This window comes from Methylobacterium segetis, assembly GCF_004348265.1.
GTDB classification, from domain to species: Bacteria; Pseudomonadota; Alphaproteobacteria; order Rhizobiales; family Beijerinckiaceae; genus Methylobacterium; species Methylobacterium segetis.
This window is the reverse complement of the sequence record NZ_SMNT01000010.1, coordinates 37,900-52,308: the sequence shown is the minus strand read 5'-3', so window position 1 is coordinate 52,308 and position 14,409 is coordinate 37,900. Positions and strand designations below refer to the sequence as shown.

Here is a 14,409-nt window from a genome sequence, read left to right as displayed (position 1 = left end):
ACGTAATCCCATGTTCGATCTCACCGGCCGCAAGGCCCTCGTCACCGGCGCCACCGGCGGCCTCGGCGGGGCCATCGCCCGGGCGCTGCACGCGCAGGGCGCCTCCGTGGCGTTGTCGGGCACCCGCCAGGAGGCGCTGGAGGCGCTGGCGGGCGAGCTCGGCCATGAGCGGGTCCACGTCACCCCCTGCAACCTCGCGGACGCGCAGGCCGTCGAGGCGCTGGTGCCGGCGGCCGAATCGGCGCTCGGCGGGCTCGACATCCTCGTCAACAATGCCGGCATCACGCGGGACAACCTGTTCCTGCGCATGAAGGACGAGGAGTGGGAGCAGGTGCTCGCGGTCAACCTCACCGCCGCCTTCCGCCTCTCGCGCGCGGCCGTGAAGGGCATGATGCGCCGCCGCTCCGGCCGCATCGTGAATATCGGCTCGGTGGTGGGCTCCACCGGCAACCCGGGCCAGGGCAATTACGCGGCGGCGAAAGCCGGCCTCGTCGGCCTCACCAAGGCGCTCGCCGCCGAGGTCGCCTCCCGCAATATCACCGTCAATTGCATCGCGCCCGGCTTCATCGCCTCGCCGATGACCGACGAGCTCAATGACAAGCAGCGCGAGGGCATCCTGACCCGCGTGCCGATGGGCCGGCTCGGCAGTGGCGCGGAGGTCGCGGCGGCCACCGTCTACCTCGCCTCGGACGAGGCGGCCTACGTCACCGGCCACACGCTGCACGTGAACGGCGGCATGGCCATGCTCTGACCGGCGGGGCTCCCCCGGCGCATCCTCCGGCCCCGGTACAACCCGAGGAAAACGTTCGGAAAACCACAGGGATGAACGGTTCGTGAACCGGCTCTCGCCAGCGCGGGAACCCTGTGTTAACACCCCGGCAGCCGTGCAAGGGGGGTTGACGGTTCAGCGGGTTGCAAGTCCAAGACGACACGCGATCGGACACCGGCCGCTTGAGCGAAACGCCCGGCAACGGGAGAGCGGCCACGGCGCCTTCACCATCACGATGGACACACGAGGACCAACAATGAGCGATATCGCTGAGCGCGTGAAGAAGATCGTCGTCGAGCACCTGGGCGTCGAGCCCGAGAAGGTGGTCGAGGGCGCGAACTTCATCGACGATCTCGGCGCCGACAGCCTCGACACCGTCGAGCTCGTGATGGCGTTCGAGGAGGAGTTCAACGTCGAGATCCCGGACGACGCCGCGGAGACCATCCAGACGGTCGGCGACGCGGTGAAGTTCCTCGAGAAGAACTCCGCGTAAGATATTTCGAGCGGCGCGGCCGGGGCCGAAACGCCCCGCCCGCCGTTCATAGGGAACGGAACGGTTCGGGATAGCGCGATGCGTCGGGTTGTCGTTACGGGTCTGGGCATGGTCACGCCGCTGGGCAGCGGAGTGGAGCACACCTGGAGCCGCCTGATCGCGGGCGACAGCGGGGCGGCGAAGGTCACGGCCTTCGCCACGGACGACCTCGCCTGCAAGATCGCCTGCTCGATCCCGTTCGGCGACGGCACCGACGGCACCTTCAACCCCGACCGGGTGATGGAGGTGAAGGAGCAGCGCAAGGTCGACCCCTTCATCGTCTACGCCATGGCGGCGGCGGACGAGGCGCTCAACGATGCCGGGTGGCACCCCAAGACGGATGACGATCAGTACGCCACGGGCGTGCTGATCGGCTCCGGCATCGGCGGCATCGGCGGCATCTACGACGCCTCGATCACGCTCCACGAGAAGGGGCCGCGGCGGGTCTCGCCCTTCTTCATCCCCGGCCGCATCATCAACCTCGCCTCCGGCCAGGTCTCGATCGCGCACGGGCTCAAGGGCCCGAACCACGCCGTCGTCACCGCCTGCTCGACGGGCGCGCACGCGGTGGGCGACGCCGCCCGCCTGATCGCCCTGGGCGACGCCGACGTCATGGTGGCGGGCGGGGCCGAATCACCCGTGAACCGCCTCTCGCTCGCGGGCTTCGCCGCCTGCCGGGCGCTCTCCACCGGCTTCAACGAGGAGCCGACCCGCGCCTCCCGCCCCTACGACAAGGACCGCGACGGCTTCGTCATGGGCGAGGGCGCCGGCATCCTCGTGCTGGAGGAGTACGAGCACGCCAAGGCCCGCGGCGCGAAGCTCTACGCCGAGATCGTCGGCTACGGCCTCTCGGGCGACGCCTACCACATCACCTCGCCCTCGCCGGACGGCGACGGGGCCTTCCGCTGCATGACGGCCGCCGTGAAGCGCGCCGGCATCGACCCGAGCGAGATCGACTACATCAACGCCCACGGCACCTCGACGCCGATGGGCGACGAATTGGAGCTGAAGGCCGTCGAGCGCCTCCTCGGCCCCGCCGCCGCCAAGGCCTCGATGTCCTCCACGAAATCGGCCATCGGGCACCTCCTGGGTGCGGCGGGCTCGGTGGAAGCGATCTTCTCGGTCCTCGCCATCCGCGACGGCGTGCTGCCGCCGACCCTCAATCTCGACAACCCGAGCGTCCAGACCGAGATCGACCTCGTGCCGCACGAGGCGAAGCGCAAGCGGGTGGACGTGGTTCTGTCGAACTCGTTCGGGTTCGGCGGGACGAATGCGTCGCTGGTGATGCGGCGGGTTTAATCACACCGTCACCACCGCCTCCGCTCCTCCTCACCCGGCACCCGCCCCTGCGGCGTCAGCCCGTTGATCACCTCCGGCAGCACCTGCGCGAGCTGCGAGAGCAGCGTGTCGCGGTTCATCCCGGTCTGGCGCTCCAGCGTGTCGAGCGTGTCGGGGCCGAGCGCCTGGGCGAGCTGGTTCGGCTGAACCGGCCGGTTCTGGCCGTGGCCGATCCAGGATCCGATCACGTCGCCGAGGCCGCCGCGCTGGAAGCGCTCGACCAGGCCGTCCAGTCCGCCGAGATCGGGGCCGCCTTGGCCGCCTTGACCGCCCTGCCCGAACGGGTCCCCGGGCTCGCGGTCGAGATGGGCGTAGGGGCCGGCGCCCGGGCCGCGGCCTGAGCCGGCATCGCCCGGCCCGTCGAGCATGCCGGAGAGGTCGCTGTAATCGCCCTCGCGCGGGGGAGGGCCGTCGCGGCGGGCGCCGCTCGGGTCATAGCCGCCCTGGTTGAAGCCGCCGATGTCGCCGGACGGGTCGCGGTCGTCGCGCCCGTAGGGGCCGGCGCCGCCGGAGCGGTCGTCCTCCGGGCCCGGCTCGTCGTCGGGGCGGTGCTGCGGGCCGCCGCGCCCGAAAATGTCGCCGAAGCCGCCGCTCGCGCCCTTGGCGAGGAGCAGCATCAGGAGGGCCTTCACCAGCGGCGACATGCCGGGGCCGCCCTGGGCGCTGCCGGGGCCGCCGGACCCGCGCCCGCCGCCGAGCACCTGTCCCAGCACCCCGCCGATGACCGAATCGAGAAGTCCCATGGCGCGCTCCCTTGCCGGCATTCCCGTCTCAACGGCGGAGATGCGGGCGCGGTTGCGCGAGCGGGGCGGTTCGGGCGCTGCGCCGCTATTCCCGGCGGCCGCTCAGGCCGGCGCGGTCGCTCTTCGGCAGGTGGTCGAGGGGGTTCGTCACCGCCGCCTTGCCGCCGCCCGAGGCGGGCACGACCGCCGTGGTCGAGCGGATCGCGCTCGGGGGCGCCACGCCGCCGACCCGCTGGTCGGCGGCGCGCTCGCCGCTCTTCACGGTCGGGAAATCGGCGGGGAGGGTCGAGGCGTTCGGCTGGTCGCGCCGGCTCTCGACGCTCTGCGCCTTCGCCGGCACGGCGATGGCGGCGGTGGCGGCGGCGAGGAGGCCGCCGAGGAACAGGCCGGTCGCCGCGCCGCCGGCGCGGGGACGAAGGCATCGACGAGAATGGGGCACGACGGCCTCCCGTTCAGGCAAGGTGAGCCGCAGCATCTGCGGTGTCTTGCCGAAGGAAAGCGCGAGGTCTCCCCAGGTTCCGGACCTGCCCGCCGCTCAGCGGTCCCGCGAGCCGCGGCCCTTGTATTTCGGGCGCTGGCCGCCGATCCCCTGCGTCGAGCGGGCCTTCGGCCGTTCCTGCCACGCGGGCGGCGGGCCGCCCACGGGCACTTCGCGGTCGGTGCCCGGTCCCATGTCGTCGAGGCTCGGCTTGGCGATGCGGCTGCCGCCGGAGGGCCGCCCACGTCCGCCGCGCTCGCCGTAGCGGCCGGCCTCGCGCTCCACGTCCGCCTGCCGGGCCATCGGGTCGTCGGCGACGAGGAGTTCGGTCGCCTGGAGCCGCTTCAGCTCGTCGCGCAGGCGCGCCGCCTCCTCGAAATCGAGATCGGCCGCGGCCGCCCGCATCCGCTTCTCGAGATCCGCCAGCACGGCCTTCATGTTGTGGCCGACGGTGACGGCGTCCTTGGCCAGCCCCGTATCGACCCGCACGTGGTCGCGCTCGTAGACGCTCTCCAGGATGTCGCCGATGTTGCGCTTGACCGATTGGGGGGTGATGCCGTGCTCGGCATTGTAGGCGAGCTGCTTCTGGCGCCGCCGCTCGGTCTCGGCCATCGCCCGCTCCATCGAGCCCGTGACCTGATCGGCGTAGAGGATGCAGCGGGCATCCGCGTTGCGGGCGGCGCGGCCGATCGTCTGGACGAGCGAGGTCTCGGAGCGGAGGAAGCCCTCCTTGTCGGCATCGAGGATGGCGACGAGGGCGCATTCGGGGATGTCGAGACCCTCGCGCAGCAGGTTGATGCCGATCAGCACGTCGAAGGCGCCGAGCCGGAGATCGCGGATGATCTCGATCCGCTCCAGCGTGTCGATGTCCGAGTGCATGTAGCGCACGCGCACGTTGTTCTCGTGCAGGTACTCGGTCAGGTCCTCGGCCATGCGCTTGGTCAGCGTCGTCACCAGCGTCCGGTAGCCGGCCTGCGCCACCTCGCGCACCTCGCCCAGCAGGTCGTCGACCTGGCTTCGGGCCGGGCGCACCTCGATCACGGGATCGACGAGGCCGGTCGGGCGGATGACCTGCTCGGCGAAGACGCCCGCCGTGCGCTCCATCTCCCACTTGCCCGGCGTCGCCGAGACGTGGACCGATTGCGGGCGCATCGCGTCCCATTCCTCGAAGCGCAAGGGGCGGTTGTCGAGGCAGGAGGGCAGGCGGAACCCGTACTCGGCGAGCGTCGCCTTGCGGCGGAAGTCGCCCCGGTACATGCCGCCGATCTGGGGCACGGTGACGTGGCTCTCGTCGGTGAAGACGAGGGCGTTGTCGGGCAGGTACTCGAACAGGGTCGGCGGCGGCTCGCCGGGCTTGCGGCCCGTGAGATAGCGCGAGTAGTTCTCGATGCCGTTGCAGGAGCCCGTCGCCTCGATCATCTCGATGTCGAAGGTGCAGCGCTGCTCGATGCGCTGCGCCTCGATCAGGCGGCCCATCCGGGTCAGCTCCTCGACGCGGCCCTTCAGCTCGTGCTTGATGCCCTTGATCGCCTGCTGCAGCGTCGGGCGCGGCGTGACGTAGTGGCTGTTGGCGTAGACCTTCACGAACTTCAGCTCGTTGATCTTCTTGCCCGTCAGCGGGTCGAACTCGACGATGCTCTCGATCTCGTCGCCGAACAGCCCGATCCGCCAGCCGCGATCCTCCAAGTGGGCCGGCCACAGCTCGATCACGTCGCCGCGCACCCGGAAGGTGCCGCGGGCGAAATCCGACTGGATGCGCTTGTACTGGAGCGCCACGAGGTCGGCGATGAGCTGGCGCTGCTCGATCTTCTCGCCGAGGCTCACGGTGAACGACATCGCCGTGTAGGTCTCGACCGAGCCGATGCCGTAGATGCACGAGACGGAGGCGACGATGATCACGTCGTCCCGCTCCAGGAGGGCGCGGGTCGCGGAGTGGCGCATGCGGTCGATCTGCTCGTTGATCGAGCTCTCCTTCTCGATGAACGTGTCCGAGCGCGGGACGTAGGCCTCCGGCTGGTAATAATCGTAGTAGGAGACGAAGTACTCGACCGCGTTGTCGGGGAAGAAGCTCTTGAACTCGCCGTAGAGCTGCGCGGCGAGCGTCTTGTTCGGCGCGAGGATGAGCGCGGGGCGCTGCGTCGCCTCGATCACCTTGGCCATGGTGAAGGTCTTGCCGGAGCCCGTGACGCCGAGCAGCACCTGGTCGCGCTCGGCCGCCTTCACGCCCTGGACGAGCTCGGCGATCGCGGTCGGCTGGTCGCCCGCGGGGGTGAACTCGGATTTCAGCCGGAAGGGGACGCCGCCCTCCGATTTCTGCGGGCGCTCCGGCCGGTGCGGCACCCAGGTCTGCCCGTCCTTGAAGAGCGGGTTGCCCTCGGTCAGAAGCCGCTGGAGGGCGTCGACCGTGGCCGAGACGCCGTCCGCGGCGAGCGAGGTCTGCCCGTCCTCGACCGCGCCCTCGGGCGCCGGCCCGTCCTCGCCGTCGCGCAGGCCGAGCGCCTGGGCGAGGCGCGGGTCGACATCGGCCGCGCTGCCATGCGCGTAGCTCGCCTGGGGCGCCTCGCCGAAGCCCGTCGCGGCGGCCGGATCGGCCTTCTTCGCGCGGCCCTTCCGCTTCGGCTCGCCGGGTCTCGCCGGCGGCGGCTCCGGCAGGCGGTTGCGGTTCAGGGCCGGGTTGAGGAGTTCGGCCAGGAAGGGGTCGAGCGGCTTCAGCTCGGGCTTCTCGGCCTTGCCCGAGGTGTGGCGGGGCTTCTTGGGAATCGGCATACCCCGAATATGGCGGCTGCGGCCCGCGCCGGAAAGGGCAGCCCCCGTCAGACCTTGGCGACGGCGATGGCACCGCCGTCGAGGAGCGAGAAGCGGATGCCGGCGGCGCGGAGCGCCGCGACCGCCGTGTGGCGCGACCGCGCGGCGGTAGCCTCGACATCCTCCTCAAGTCGTCGGATCGTCGAGAAGGACAGGCCGCTCGCCGCAGCCAGATCGTGCATCGACCAGTCGAGGAGGCCACGGGCCGCTCGCATGTGATGGCCGCCGACCCGCTCCTGCAGCGCGCGCAGCAGATCATCGGTCGGCAGCATGGCCTGGCGATCCGCCGGGAACGCGAAATTGTCCCACCTCTCGATCCCGCCATCCGCATTCAGCGTCGGAACGACGACGGTGCGGAAGCGGGCCGTCTGCCCATCTGCCAGTTTCAGAAGCGGCTTGGCGATGAAGGGCTTGCCGGACGGAAAGTACTCGTTCCCGAACGCGATCCAGAAGGCTCGTTCCTCCCTGGCGATGATGAGGCCACGCTCTGAGCGCAAGATTTCCGGAGGCAGGCCGGTCAGGACACTGAGTTCGTGAGGGAGATTTCCGACGGGGAAGTTCGAGACCGAGCACGTGAAGGAGCGGGTCTGCTCGAACAGGGCCCATTTCCGCCGCCTCTCGACAGCCCGCGCGCGGACCAGCGCCTCGCGGTCGGTGACGTTCAGCACGATCCCGGCGGCTGCCTGCGGGCGCCCGTCCGGCGCGACGTAGATCTCGGCCCGGATCGACAGGATGCGCATCGCGCCGTCCGGCCGGATCACCCGTACGGTGGCCTCGCGCGCCAGCCCCGCCCGCACCTCGGCGGCGGTGTCGATCGATGCGCGATCCTCGGGATGAACGAGGTGGAGGAGCAGGTCGTAGCTCGGCCGCACGAGTCCAGGCTCGAGCCCGAGCAGCCGGAACAGCCCAGGCGACCAGACGTGCTCGTCCGTCGCGAAGGTCCAGCCCCAATGGCCCGTCAGACCAAACTCCTCGATCATCCGCAGGAACTCGCGGGAGGAGAAGGCGAGGTCCGAGGCGGTGACGGGGCCGTTCACGGCAGGCCTCAGACCTTGGCCACCGCGATGGAGGAACCGTCGATCCGCGGGAACCGGATCCCGGCCTCGCGCAGGGCGGAGATCACGGCCCGGCGGGAGCGGTTGGCCGGCCCTTCCGCGTTCTCCTCGAGGCGCCGGATCGTCGAGAAGGAGAGGTTGCTGGCATTGGCGAGATCCGTCATCGACCAGTCGAGCAGGCCGCGCGCCGCCCGCAGGTGGTACCCCTCGATCCCCTCGTCGAACTCGGCGCTCTCCTCGGCGCGCAGATCGGATTCGGGGCTGGCCGGCTGCATCAGGCTGATCCATTCCAGGATGGAGCCGTCGACGTCGCGCATCGGCACGAGCGTCGTCTGGAAACGCTCCCGGCGCCCGTCGGGCAGGGCGAGTGTCCCGATCGAGGTGAAGGTGTTGCCGCTGCGGAAACCGGCCTCCAGCACCTCGCGCCAGAGCGCGTGCTCCCCCGGCTCCCCGCCAGCCCCGACCGCGGCCCCGACCGCGGCGCTGGAGAGGCCCGTCAGGGTGGCGAGGTCGGGCGTCTCGCCCTCGGCCAGCACGGGCGGCAGGGTGTGCGTGATCACGCCGGCCTGCTCGAACAGCGCCTGCTTCCGGCGCCGCTCCGCGGCCTGGGCGCGGGCGAGCTGTTCCTGGCCCGTCACGTCGAGGACGATCCCGGCCGCGGCCCGCGGCCGCCCGTCGGCTGTGAGGTAGACCTCGCCGCGGCCGGACAGGATCCGGAGCGACCCGTCCGGACGGATCAGCCGGTAGGTGTGGTCGTGCAGGATGCCGTCCTGCATCACCTGCGTCGTGGTCTCGATCTCGGAGCGGTCGTCGGGATGGACGAGGCTGAGGAAGTAATCGTAGCTCGGGCGCACGCGGCTCGGGTCCAGGCCGAGAATCCGGTAGAGCCCGGGGGACCAGACCTGCTCGTTCGTGGCGAAGGTCCAACCCCACGTCCCGGTCAATCCGCAGCTCTCGATGAGCCGCAGGAACTCGCGCGAGGAGAAGGCGAGCCCCGTCGGGGCGATAGAGGCTCGGTTCAGTGCGTCGTCCCGCATGCGATGCTCACAGGCGTCGTGTTTCGGTCTCTCTCAAGCCTCGGCTTGGCGCGTCGAGCCTCCGAGAAATCCGCGCCGTCCCGCTTCGCAGCCACAGTTCTGGCGCCGGCCTCACAAGGTTTGCGAGCGCTTCCAGTCGCGCCTCGGGGCGAAACGCAGGACCAAGCCCGGCGCGTCCGATCCATGCTGCGCCGGTAAGCGATCACAGTTAACATATGATAAGCGCGAAATGTGTTCGAAGCAAGCGGCGGAGCCGAACTTTTGTTCAGGTTGTTCCGGCGGGGGCAGGTTTTGCTTGAGCATGACGCTGTAGACTGAAAAGATTCCGTTCCTGGGCGGTTTCGCCCCATGCCGCATCAGTATCGGCTCCACCGCGTGCCCGCCGCCGCGAGCGGCGGGTCCGGTTGCGCCCGCGTCGAAGCGTGATGCGCGAGCGCTGGACAGGTGATGCGTCGAGTCCCAGATGCGCGGGCGTTCTTCCTGATCCGAGACCTCGATGCCCGACGCTCCCGACACCCCGCCCCGGACCCTCGACGACGACACCATCGCCTTCGCGGGCCGCGTCTTCCAGATGTCCCGGATGGGGCATGCGGAGGACCTCGCTTCCCTGTTCGGCCAGGGCCTGCCCGCGAACCTGCGCAACGACAAGGGCGACAGCCTGCTGATGCTCGCGGCCTATAACGGGCAGGAGGAGGCCACGCGCGTGATCCTGGAGGCGGGCGGGGACCCGGAACTCGCCAACGACCGGGGCCAGACGCCCCTGGCCGGCGCGGCCTTCAAGGGCGAGATCGGGATCGCCCGGCTCCTCCTCGCGCACGGGGCGGCGGTGGACGGGAGCGGCGAGGGCGGCCGCACCGCCCTGATGGTCGCGGCGATGTTCAACCGGACCGAGATGGTCGACCTGCTCCTCGCTCACGGGGCGGATCCGGACCGGCGCGACGCGGGCGGCCAGAGCGCGTCCGAGATGGCGCAGGCCATGGGCGCGGCCGACACCCCCGCCCAGCTCGCCAAGGCGGTGCGCTCATGATGGGCGGCCGGCTCGCCGCGGCGCTGGCTCTCGCCGCCGCCTTCCCGGTCTGCGGACCCGCCCACGCCGAGGATTGGCCGATGTTCGGGGGCGATCCCTCGAACCGGCACCATGCCGGGCTCGCGCAGATCGACCGCGGCAACGTCGCCGCGCTGCGGCCGGCCTGGATCTTCCAGACCGGGGTGACCGGCTACTTCCAGGCCGAGCCCGTGATCGTCGAGGGCGTGATGTACGTCTCGGCGACGGGCAACCACGTCGCCGCGCTCGAGGCGAAAACCGGCCGCGTCCTCTGGACCTACACCCACAGGGCGCGAACGGAGAAGATCTTCGGGCCGCCCTCGAACCGGGGCGTCGCCGTCGCGAACGGCCTCGTCTACGAGGCGACGATGGACGGGCGGGTCATCGCCCTCGACGCGAAGACGGGCAAGCTCGTCTGGGACAAGGAGGCGGTGCGCCCTGAGGAGGGCGAGACCGAGACGGCCTCGGCCCTCTCGGCGCAGCTCGGCGACAAGCCGGTCCAGGGCTCCAGCCGCCTTGGCTTCAAGATGCCGCCGCTCGTCGCCGAGGGGCTCGTCATCGTCGGCGTCACGGGCGCCGGCTACGGGCTGCACGTCGAGGACGACAAGGGCGGCCTCGACGGCGGCTCCGTCGTCGGCATCGAGGGCGGCTACGGCCGCCGCGGCTGGCTCGCCGCCTACGACGCGAAGACCGGGGAGGAGCGCTGGCGCTGGTACGTCACCAAGCAGGACGGCTGGGAGGGCGAATTCCGCGCGACGACGCCGGACGGCGTGCCCCTCCACCGGGACATCGCCGCCGAGAAGGCGGCGGCCCCGCAGCACCGCGAGGCGTGGCGGGTGGGCGGCGGCTCCCTCTGGATGACCCCGGCCTACGACGCGCAGGCCGGCCTGATCTTCCTCGGCACCGGCAACCCGGCACCCCAGAATTTCGGCCTGACCCGCCCCGGCGACAACCTCTACACGATGAGCCTCGTGGCGCTGGACGTGCGCACGGGCGCCTTGCGCTGGCACTTCCAGCAGGTGCCTCACGAGGAATGGGGCTACGACGTGGCGAGCCCGCCCTTCCTCCTCGACCACCCGACGCCGGACGGTCCCGTGAAGGCGGTGGCGCAGGCGAGCAAGACGGGCTGGATCTACGTGCACGACCGGGCGACGGGCCGCCTGCTGGCCCGCTCTGAGCCGGTCATCGCGCACAAGAACCTGTTCGCGCCCCCGAGCCCCGAGGGCACGATCGTGAGCCCCGGCCCCCTCGGCGCGATCTCATGGCACCCGGTCGCCTACGACGCGGCTCTCGGCCGGGCCTTCGCGCAGGTCCGCCACGGGGCCGCGACCTACACGGTCAAGACCGTGCCGGCGGCCGGCGGCCGGCCCGAGATCCGCTACACCGAGACGAGCGAGGCGAGAGGCGAGCCCGCCTTCAGCACGCTCACCGCGGTCGATCTCGCGCGGGGCGGCGCCATCGCGTGGTCGGTGAAGGCGGGAAGCCGCCTGTCGGGAGGCACCCTCTCGACGGCAGGGGGCCTCGTCTTCTCCGGGGAGGAGGACGGCCATCTCGACGCCCACGACACGCGGGACGGCCGCCTGCTGTGGCGCTTCCAGTGCGGCGCCGGCATCAGCGGCCCGCCCGTGACCTACGCGGTCGACGGGCGCCAGTACGTGGCGGTGGCGGCCGGCGGCTCCTCGTTCACCAAGGCGTCCGGCTTCGGCACGGGCGACGCGCTCGTCGTGTTCGCCCTGCCCGAGTGAGGGGGCGCCTCCCTCGTGCGGCGCGGGTCAGCGCCGCACGAGGGCGTGCTGCGTGCGCATCCGCAGCCCGAAGATCGCGAGCATCACCATGCAGCAGGTCGGGTTGTTGCCGTTGAAGAGCACCGACTCGAACGAGGCCGAGATCATCGCGAAGAACCACAGCCGGATGAACAGCATCGTGGTCGGGTCGATCGTGCGCGCGCCCGCGATGCGGTTCAGGTCGCGCAAGGGGCCGTAGAGATAGACGAGCAGCGCGATGCCGAGGCCCGGCAGGCCCGTGGTCAGGGCCGTGTCGAGGAAGGCGTTGTGGGCATGGCGCGCCCCGTTCACCCAGGTCGAGATCGTGGCGCTGCCGTACATGGTACGCTCGGTGAGCCAGAAGGCGCCGTAGCCCCAGCCCTGCACCGGCCGGACGAGGATATTGTCGACGGCGAATTGCCAGATCTCGCTGCGGCCCGTGAAGCTCGCGTCCTTGAGGAGGAGTTCGAGCACGTCCTTCACGGGAGGCAGGAAGATCGAGCCGATCGAGAGGATGGAGAAGGTGAGGATGGGCGCCACGAGGAGCAGGGCGCGCAGCCACGGGCCGCGGAAGACCTGGCAGAGGCCCGTCACCGCGAGGATGACCGGCACCGTGGCCATCGCGGTCTTCGAGTTGGTGCCGACGAGGAAGATCGCGGAGAGCAGCACGATGACCCAGCCGGTGAAGCGGCTCAGCGTCGCCGCCACGTAGAGGCCGACGAGGATCAGGATCACCATCACCGAGCCCGCCTCGTTCTTGTGCGGGAAGATGCCCCGCCAGAGGCCGGCATGGTCCGGCTCGGCCTGGACGTCGAAGGCCGAGTGAACCGAGAGCTGCGGCACCAGGGCCACCGCCAGGAAGGACGAGATGACGATGATGAGCGCGCTCGCCGCCAGGGTCAGCGCGAATTGGCGAGCCGAGCGCGCGACGACGAGCACGCCGGCGGCGAGCATCGCCGCGATCAGAAGCAGGATCGCGCGCCGGATCGAGAGGAGGGGCTCGACGGAGGTGAGGATGGTGAGGGCGAGCCAGCCCGCGCAGAGCAGGATCGGCCAGCTCATCAGCGGTCGCAGCCGCTCCAGGCCGAGCCGCCAGAGGGCGGCACCCATGGCCAGGGCCAGGGCGATGAAGATGCCCTGCGTCAGCAGGCTTCCCGATTCGGCCGCCTCCAGGAGGCTGCGGTCGCTGAGGTCGGCGAACCAGAGATGGTTCCAGAAGACGACGATGACGGTGCCGTTGAGGGCGATCCGCATCCAGTCGGGGATGTCCCGGGCGGCGCGCCCGGAGCGCGCCTCCGCGACCCTGCCGGCGTCGATCTGTGCGGCCGATGACACGGGGCGTGGCCTCTCAGCGGGGGGTGGGCGGCTGACCCGCGGACGGGGTTCATCCTAGCGCAAGCCCGCGCGCCTTCCGTGCGCGCAGGCCAGGTTCTGCCCCGAATTCGCGTCGTAAGGTTGACGGGCCAGAGCCGAACCCCCTGGTCAGGGCCGCGTCCGGTTGAGGCCCCGCTGTCCCTCGGACAGGGCGCGCAGGCGCGTCATCAGGAGCTGCGTCTCGCCGAGCGTCGCCTGGAGAGCCTCGCGCTGCTCGCCGACGGACGCGATCAGCCGGCGGGTGCGCTCGATCTCGGTCTGCGCCTTGATCGCCGAGGCGGGCATGCGGCGCGGCCGGGAGGAGAGTCCGTCGAGGACCTCCGTGAAGGGCACGTCCATCAGGAGGCGGCCCTCGGCGTCGGTGATCTCGAAGGCGTAGCACCGGACCTCCGTCCGCGGACGTCCCGTCTGCAGATACTCGACGGCGATCTCGCGGACCGCCTGGCACACGTCGAGATAGGCTTCGTCGAGCCCCGGAAAGCAGACGCCCTCCGGGTCCCATTGCAGCGCATCCCGGGTGCGGAGGTGGAAGTAGTATCGCGGCATCCAAGAACTCGGTTGCGCACAATCATGCACCGGGCCGGGTCGAGTGTCCAGAAGAGCACGCCCCGCCCAGTCGAGTTCTCTTCACATAGTTGAGTTTCGGGCGGGGGGTGTGTGCTACTGTGCCGCTACTCTGGCAGGAGAGGCATGGCATGCCGCAGCACTTCATCCGCAAGCTGGAGCAGTTCACGCGCCTGTCCGCCGCGGACCGGCGCGCGGCCTGGGACATCGCCAGCCAGCGTGTTCGCTGCCTCAGGCCCCACCAGGACATCATTCACGAGGGTGACCCGCCCGAGCACGTCAACCTGATGCTCGACGGCTGGGCCTGCCGCTACAAGACGCTGGAGGACGGGCGCCGGCAGATCATCTCGTTCTTCCTGCCCGGCGACCTCTGCGACCCGCACATCTTCGTCCTGCGCGAGATGGACCACTCGATCAGCACCATCACCCAGGTCCGCTTCGCGGAGATCGCGCGCGAGCAACTCCTCGACCTGACCGAGCGGCATCCCCGGATCACCCAGGCGCTCTGGTGGGAGATGCTGGTCACGGTCGCCGTGCAGCGGGAATGGACGGTCAATCTCGGCCAGCGCACCGGGCTGGAGCGGGTCGGGCACCTCTTGTGCGAGCTGTTCATCCGCCTGCGCGCGGTCGGGCTGACCGAGGGGGACAGCTGCCTCCTGCCGGTCACCCAGGTCGATCTCGGCGACGCGACGGGCCTGTCGAACGTGCACGTCAACCGCGTGCTGCAGGAATTGCGCGGCAACGGGCTCATCGTCCTCAAGGGCCGGCAGCTGACGATTCCCGATCTCGAGGCGCTGCAGCGCGTGTCCCTGTTCAGCGCGAACTACCTGCATCTCGACCGCGAGGGCCGCCACCTCGACGCCAACGGGACCGACCTGCTCCAGGCCTGAGCGGCCGGCGGGGCGG

General features: G+C 70.7%; 13 protein-coding genes. 6 read left to right on the top strand and 7 right to left on the bottom strand.

Annotation, left to right across the window (positions count from 1 at the left end):
• Positions 1-10: 10 nt before the first annotated feature.
• The 3 genes from fabG to fabF all read left to right on the top strand — a co-directional run bounded on the left by fabG (position 11) and on the right by fabF (position 2,600).
• Positions 11-751 carry a 3-oxoacyl-[acyl-carrier-protein] reductase gene (fabG, locus tag E1J50_RS04425; RefSeq protein WP_132250810.1) on the top strand — a complete coding sequence of 247 codons (741 nt, stop codon included), beginning with the start codon at positions 11-13 and terminating at the stop codon, positions 749-751.
• Positions 752-1,025: 274 nt separating this feature from the next.
• Positions 1,026-1,262 carry an acyl carrier protein gene (locus E1J50_RS04420; protein WP_018044468.1) on the top strand — a complete coding sequence of 79 codons (237 nt, stop codon included), beginning with the start codon at positions 1,026-1,028 and terminating at the stop codon, positions 1,260-1,262.
• A gap of 78 nt (positions 1,263-1,340) precedes the next feature.
• Positions 1,341-2,600, top strand: a complete 1,260-nt coding sequence (gene fabF / locus E1J50_RS04415; RefSeq protein ID WP_132250808.1) for a beta-ketoacyl-ACP synthase II — start codon at positions 1,341-1,343, stop codon at positions 2,598-2,600.
• Between the two features lie 8 nt (positions 2,601-2,608).
• Here the strand turns inward: fabF and E1J50_RS04410 are convergent, their stop codons facing one another.
• The 5 genes from E1J50_RS04410 to E1J50_RS04390 form a co-directional block, all read right to left on the bottom strand.
• Complete coding sequence (locus E1J50_RS04410) at positions 2,609-3,382, bottom strand: YidB family protein (RefSeq protein ID WP_132250806.1); 774 nt, start codon at positions 3,380-3,382, stop codon at positions 2,609-2,611.
• An 85-nt stretch (positions 3,383-3,467) separates the two neighbouring features.
• A complete protein-coding gene (locus E1J50_RS04405) occupies positions 3,468-3,857 on the bottom strand; it encodes a hypothetical protein (RefSeq protein WP_245516426.1) in 390 nt (129 codons plus the stop codon).
• Positions 3,858-3,917: 60 nt separating this feature from the next.
• Positions 3,918-6,626, bottom strand: coding sequence for an excinuclease ABC subunit UvrB (gene uvrB / locus E1J50_RS04400; RefSeq protein ID WP_132250804.1), 2,709 nt, complete (start codon positions 6,624-6,626; stop codon positions 3,918-3,920).
• Between the two features lie 47 nt (positions 6,627-6,673).
• Positions 6,674-7,702: a PAS domain-containing protein gene (locus E1J50_RS04395; protein ID WP_165937773.1), complete on the bottom strand. Its 1,029-nt coding sequence runs from the start codon at positions 7,700-7,702 to the stop codon at positions 6,674-6,676.
• 8 nt (positions 7,703-7,710) lie between these two features.
• Positions 7,711-8,757 carry a PAS domain-containing protein gene (locus tag E1J50_RS04390; protein ID WP_132250800.1) on the bottom strand — a complete coding sequence of 349 codons (1,047 nt, stop codon included), beginning with the start codon at positions 8,755-8,757 and terminating at the stop codon, positions 7,711-7,713.
• A 496-nt stretch (positions 8,758-9,253) separates the two neighbouring features.
• On the opposite strand from E1J50_RS04390, the gene E1J50_RS04385 reads away from it, so the two are divergent.
• On the top strand, positions 9,254-9,784 hold the full coding sequence (locus tag E1J50_RS04385) for an ankyrin repeat domain-containing protein (protein WP_132250798.1): 531 nt from the start codon (positions 9,254-9,256) through the stop codon (positions 9,782-9,784).
• Complete coding sequence (locus E1J50_RS04380; protein ID WP_132250796.1) at positions 9,781-11,547, top strand: pyrroloquinoline quinone-dependent dehydrogenase; 1,767 nt, start codon at positions 9,781-9,783, stop codon at positions 11,545-11,547. The genes E1J50_RS04385 and E1J50_RS04380 overlap by 4 nt, the downstream gene beginning before the upstream one ends.
• 27 nt (positions 11,548-11,574) lie before the next feature.
• On the opposite strand, the gene E1J50_RS04375 is transcribed toward E1J50_RS04380, so the two are convergent.
• Both E1J50_RS04375 and E1J50_RS04370 read right to left on the bottom strand, forming a co-directional pair.
• Positions 11,575-12,900 carry an O-antigen ligase family protein gene (locus E1J50_RS04375; RefSeq protein ID WP_245516425.1) on the bottom strand — a complete coding sequence of 442 codons (1,326 nt, stop codon included), beginning with the start codon at positions 12,898-12,900 and terminating at the stop codon, positions 11,575-11,577.
• 147 nt (positions 12,901-13,047) lie between these two features.
• A complete protein-coding gene (locus tag E1J50_RS04370; protein WP_132250794.1) occupies positions 13,048-13,485 on the bottom strand; it encodes a DUF6894 family protein in 438 nt (145 codons plus the stop codon).
• 149 nt (positions 13,486-13,634) lie between these two features.
• Here E1J50_RS04370 and E1J50_RS04365 point away from each other — a divergent pair, with 149 nt between their 5' ends.
• Positions 13,635-14,393, top strand: coding sequence for a Crp/Fnr family transcriptional regulator (locus tag E1J50_RS04365; RefSeq protein ID WP_132250792.1), 759 nt, complete (start codon positions 13,635-13,637; stop codon positions 14,391-14,393).
• The last annotated feature ends 16 nt before the right edge of the window (positions 14,394-14,409 follow it).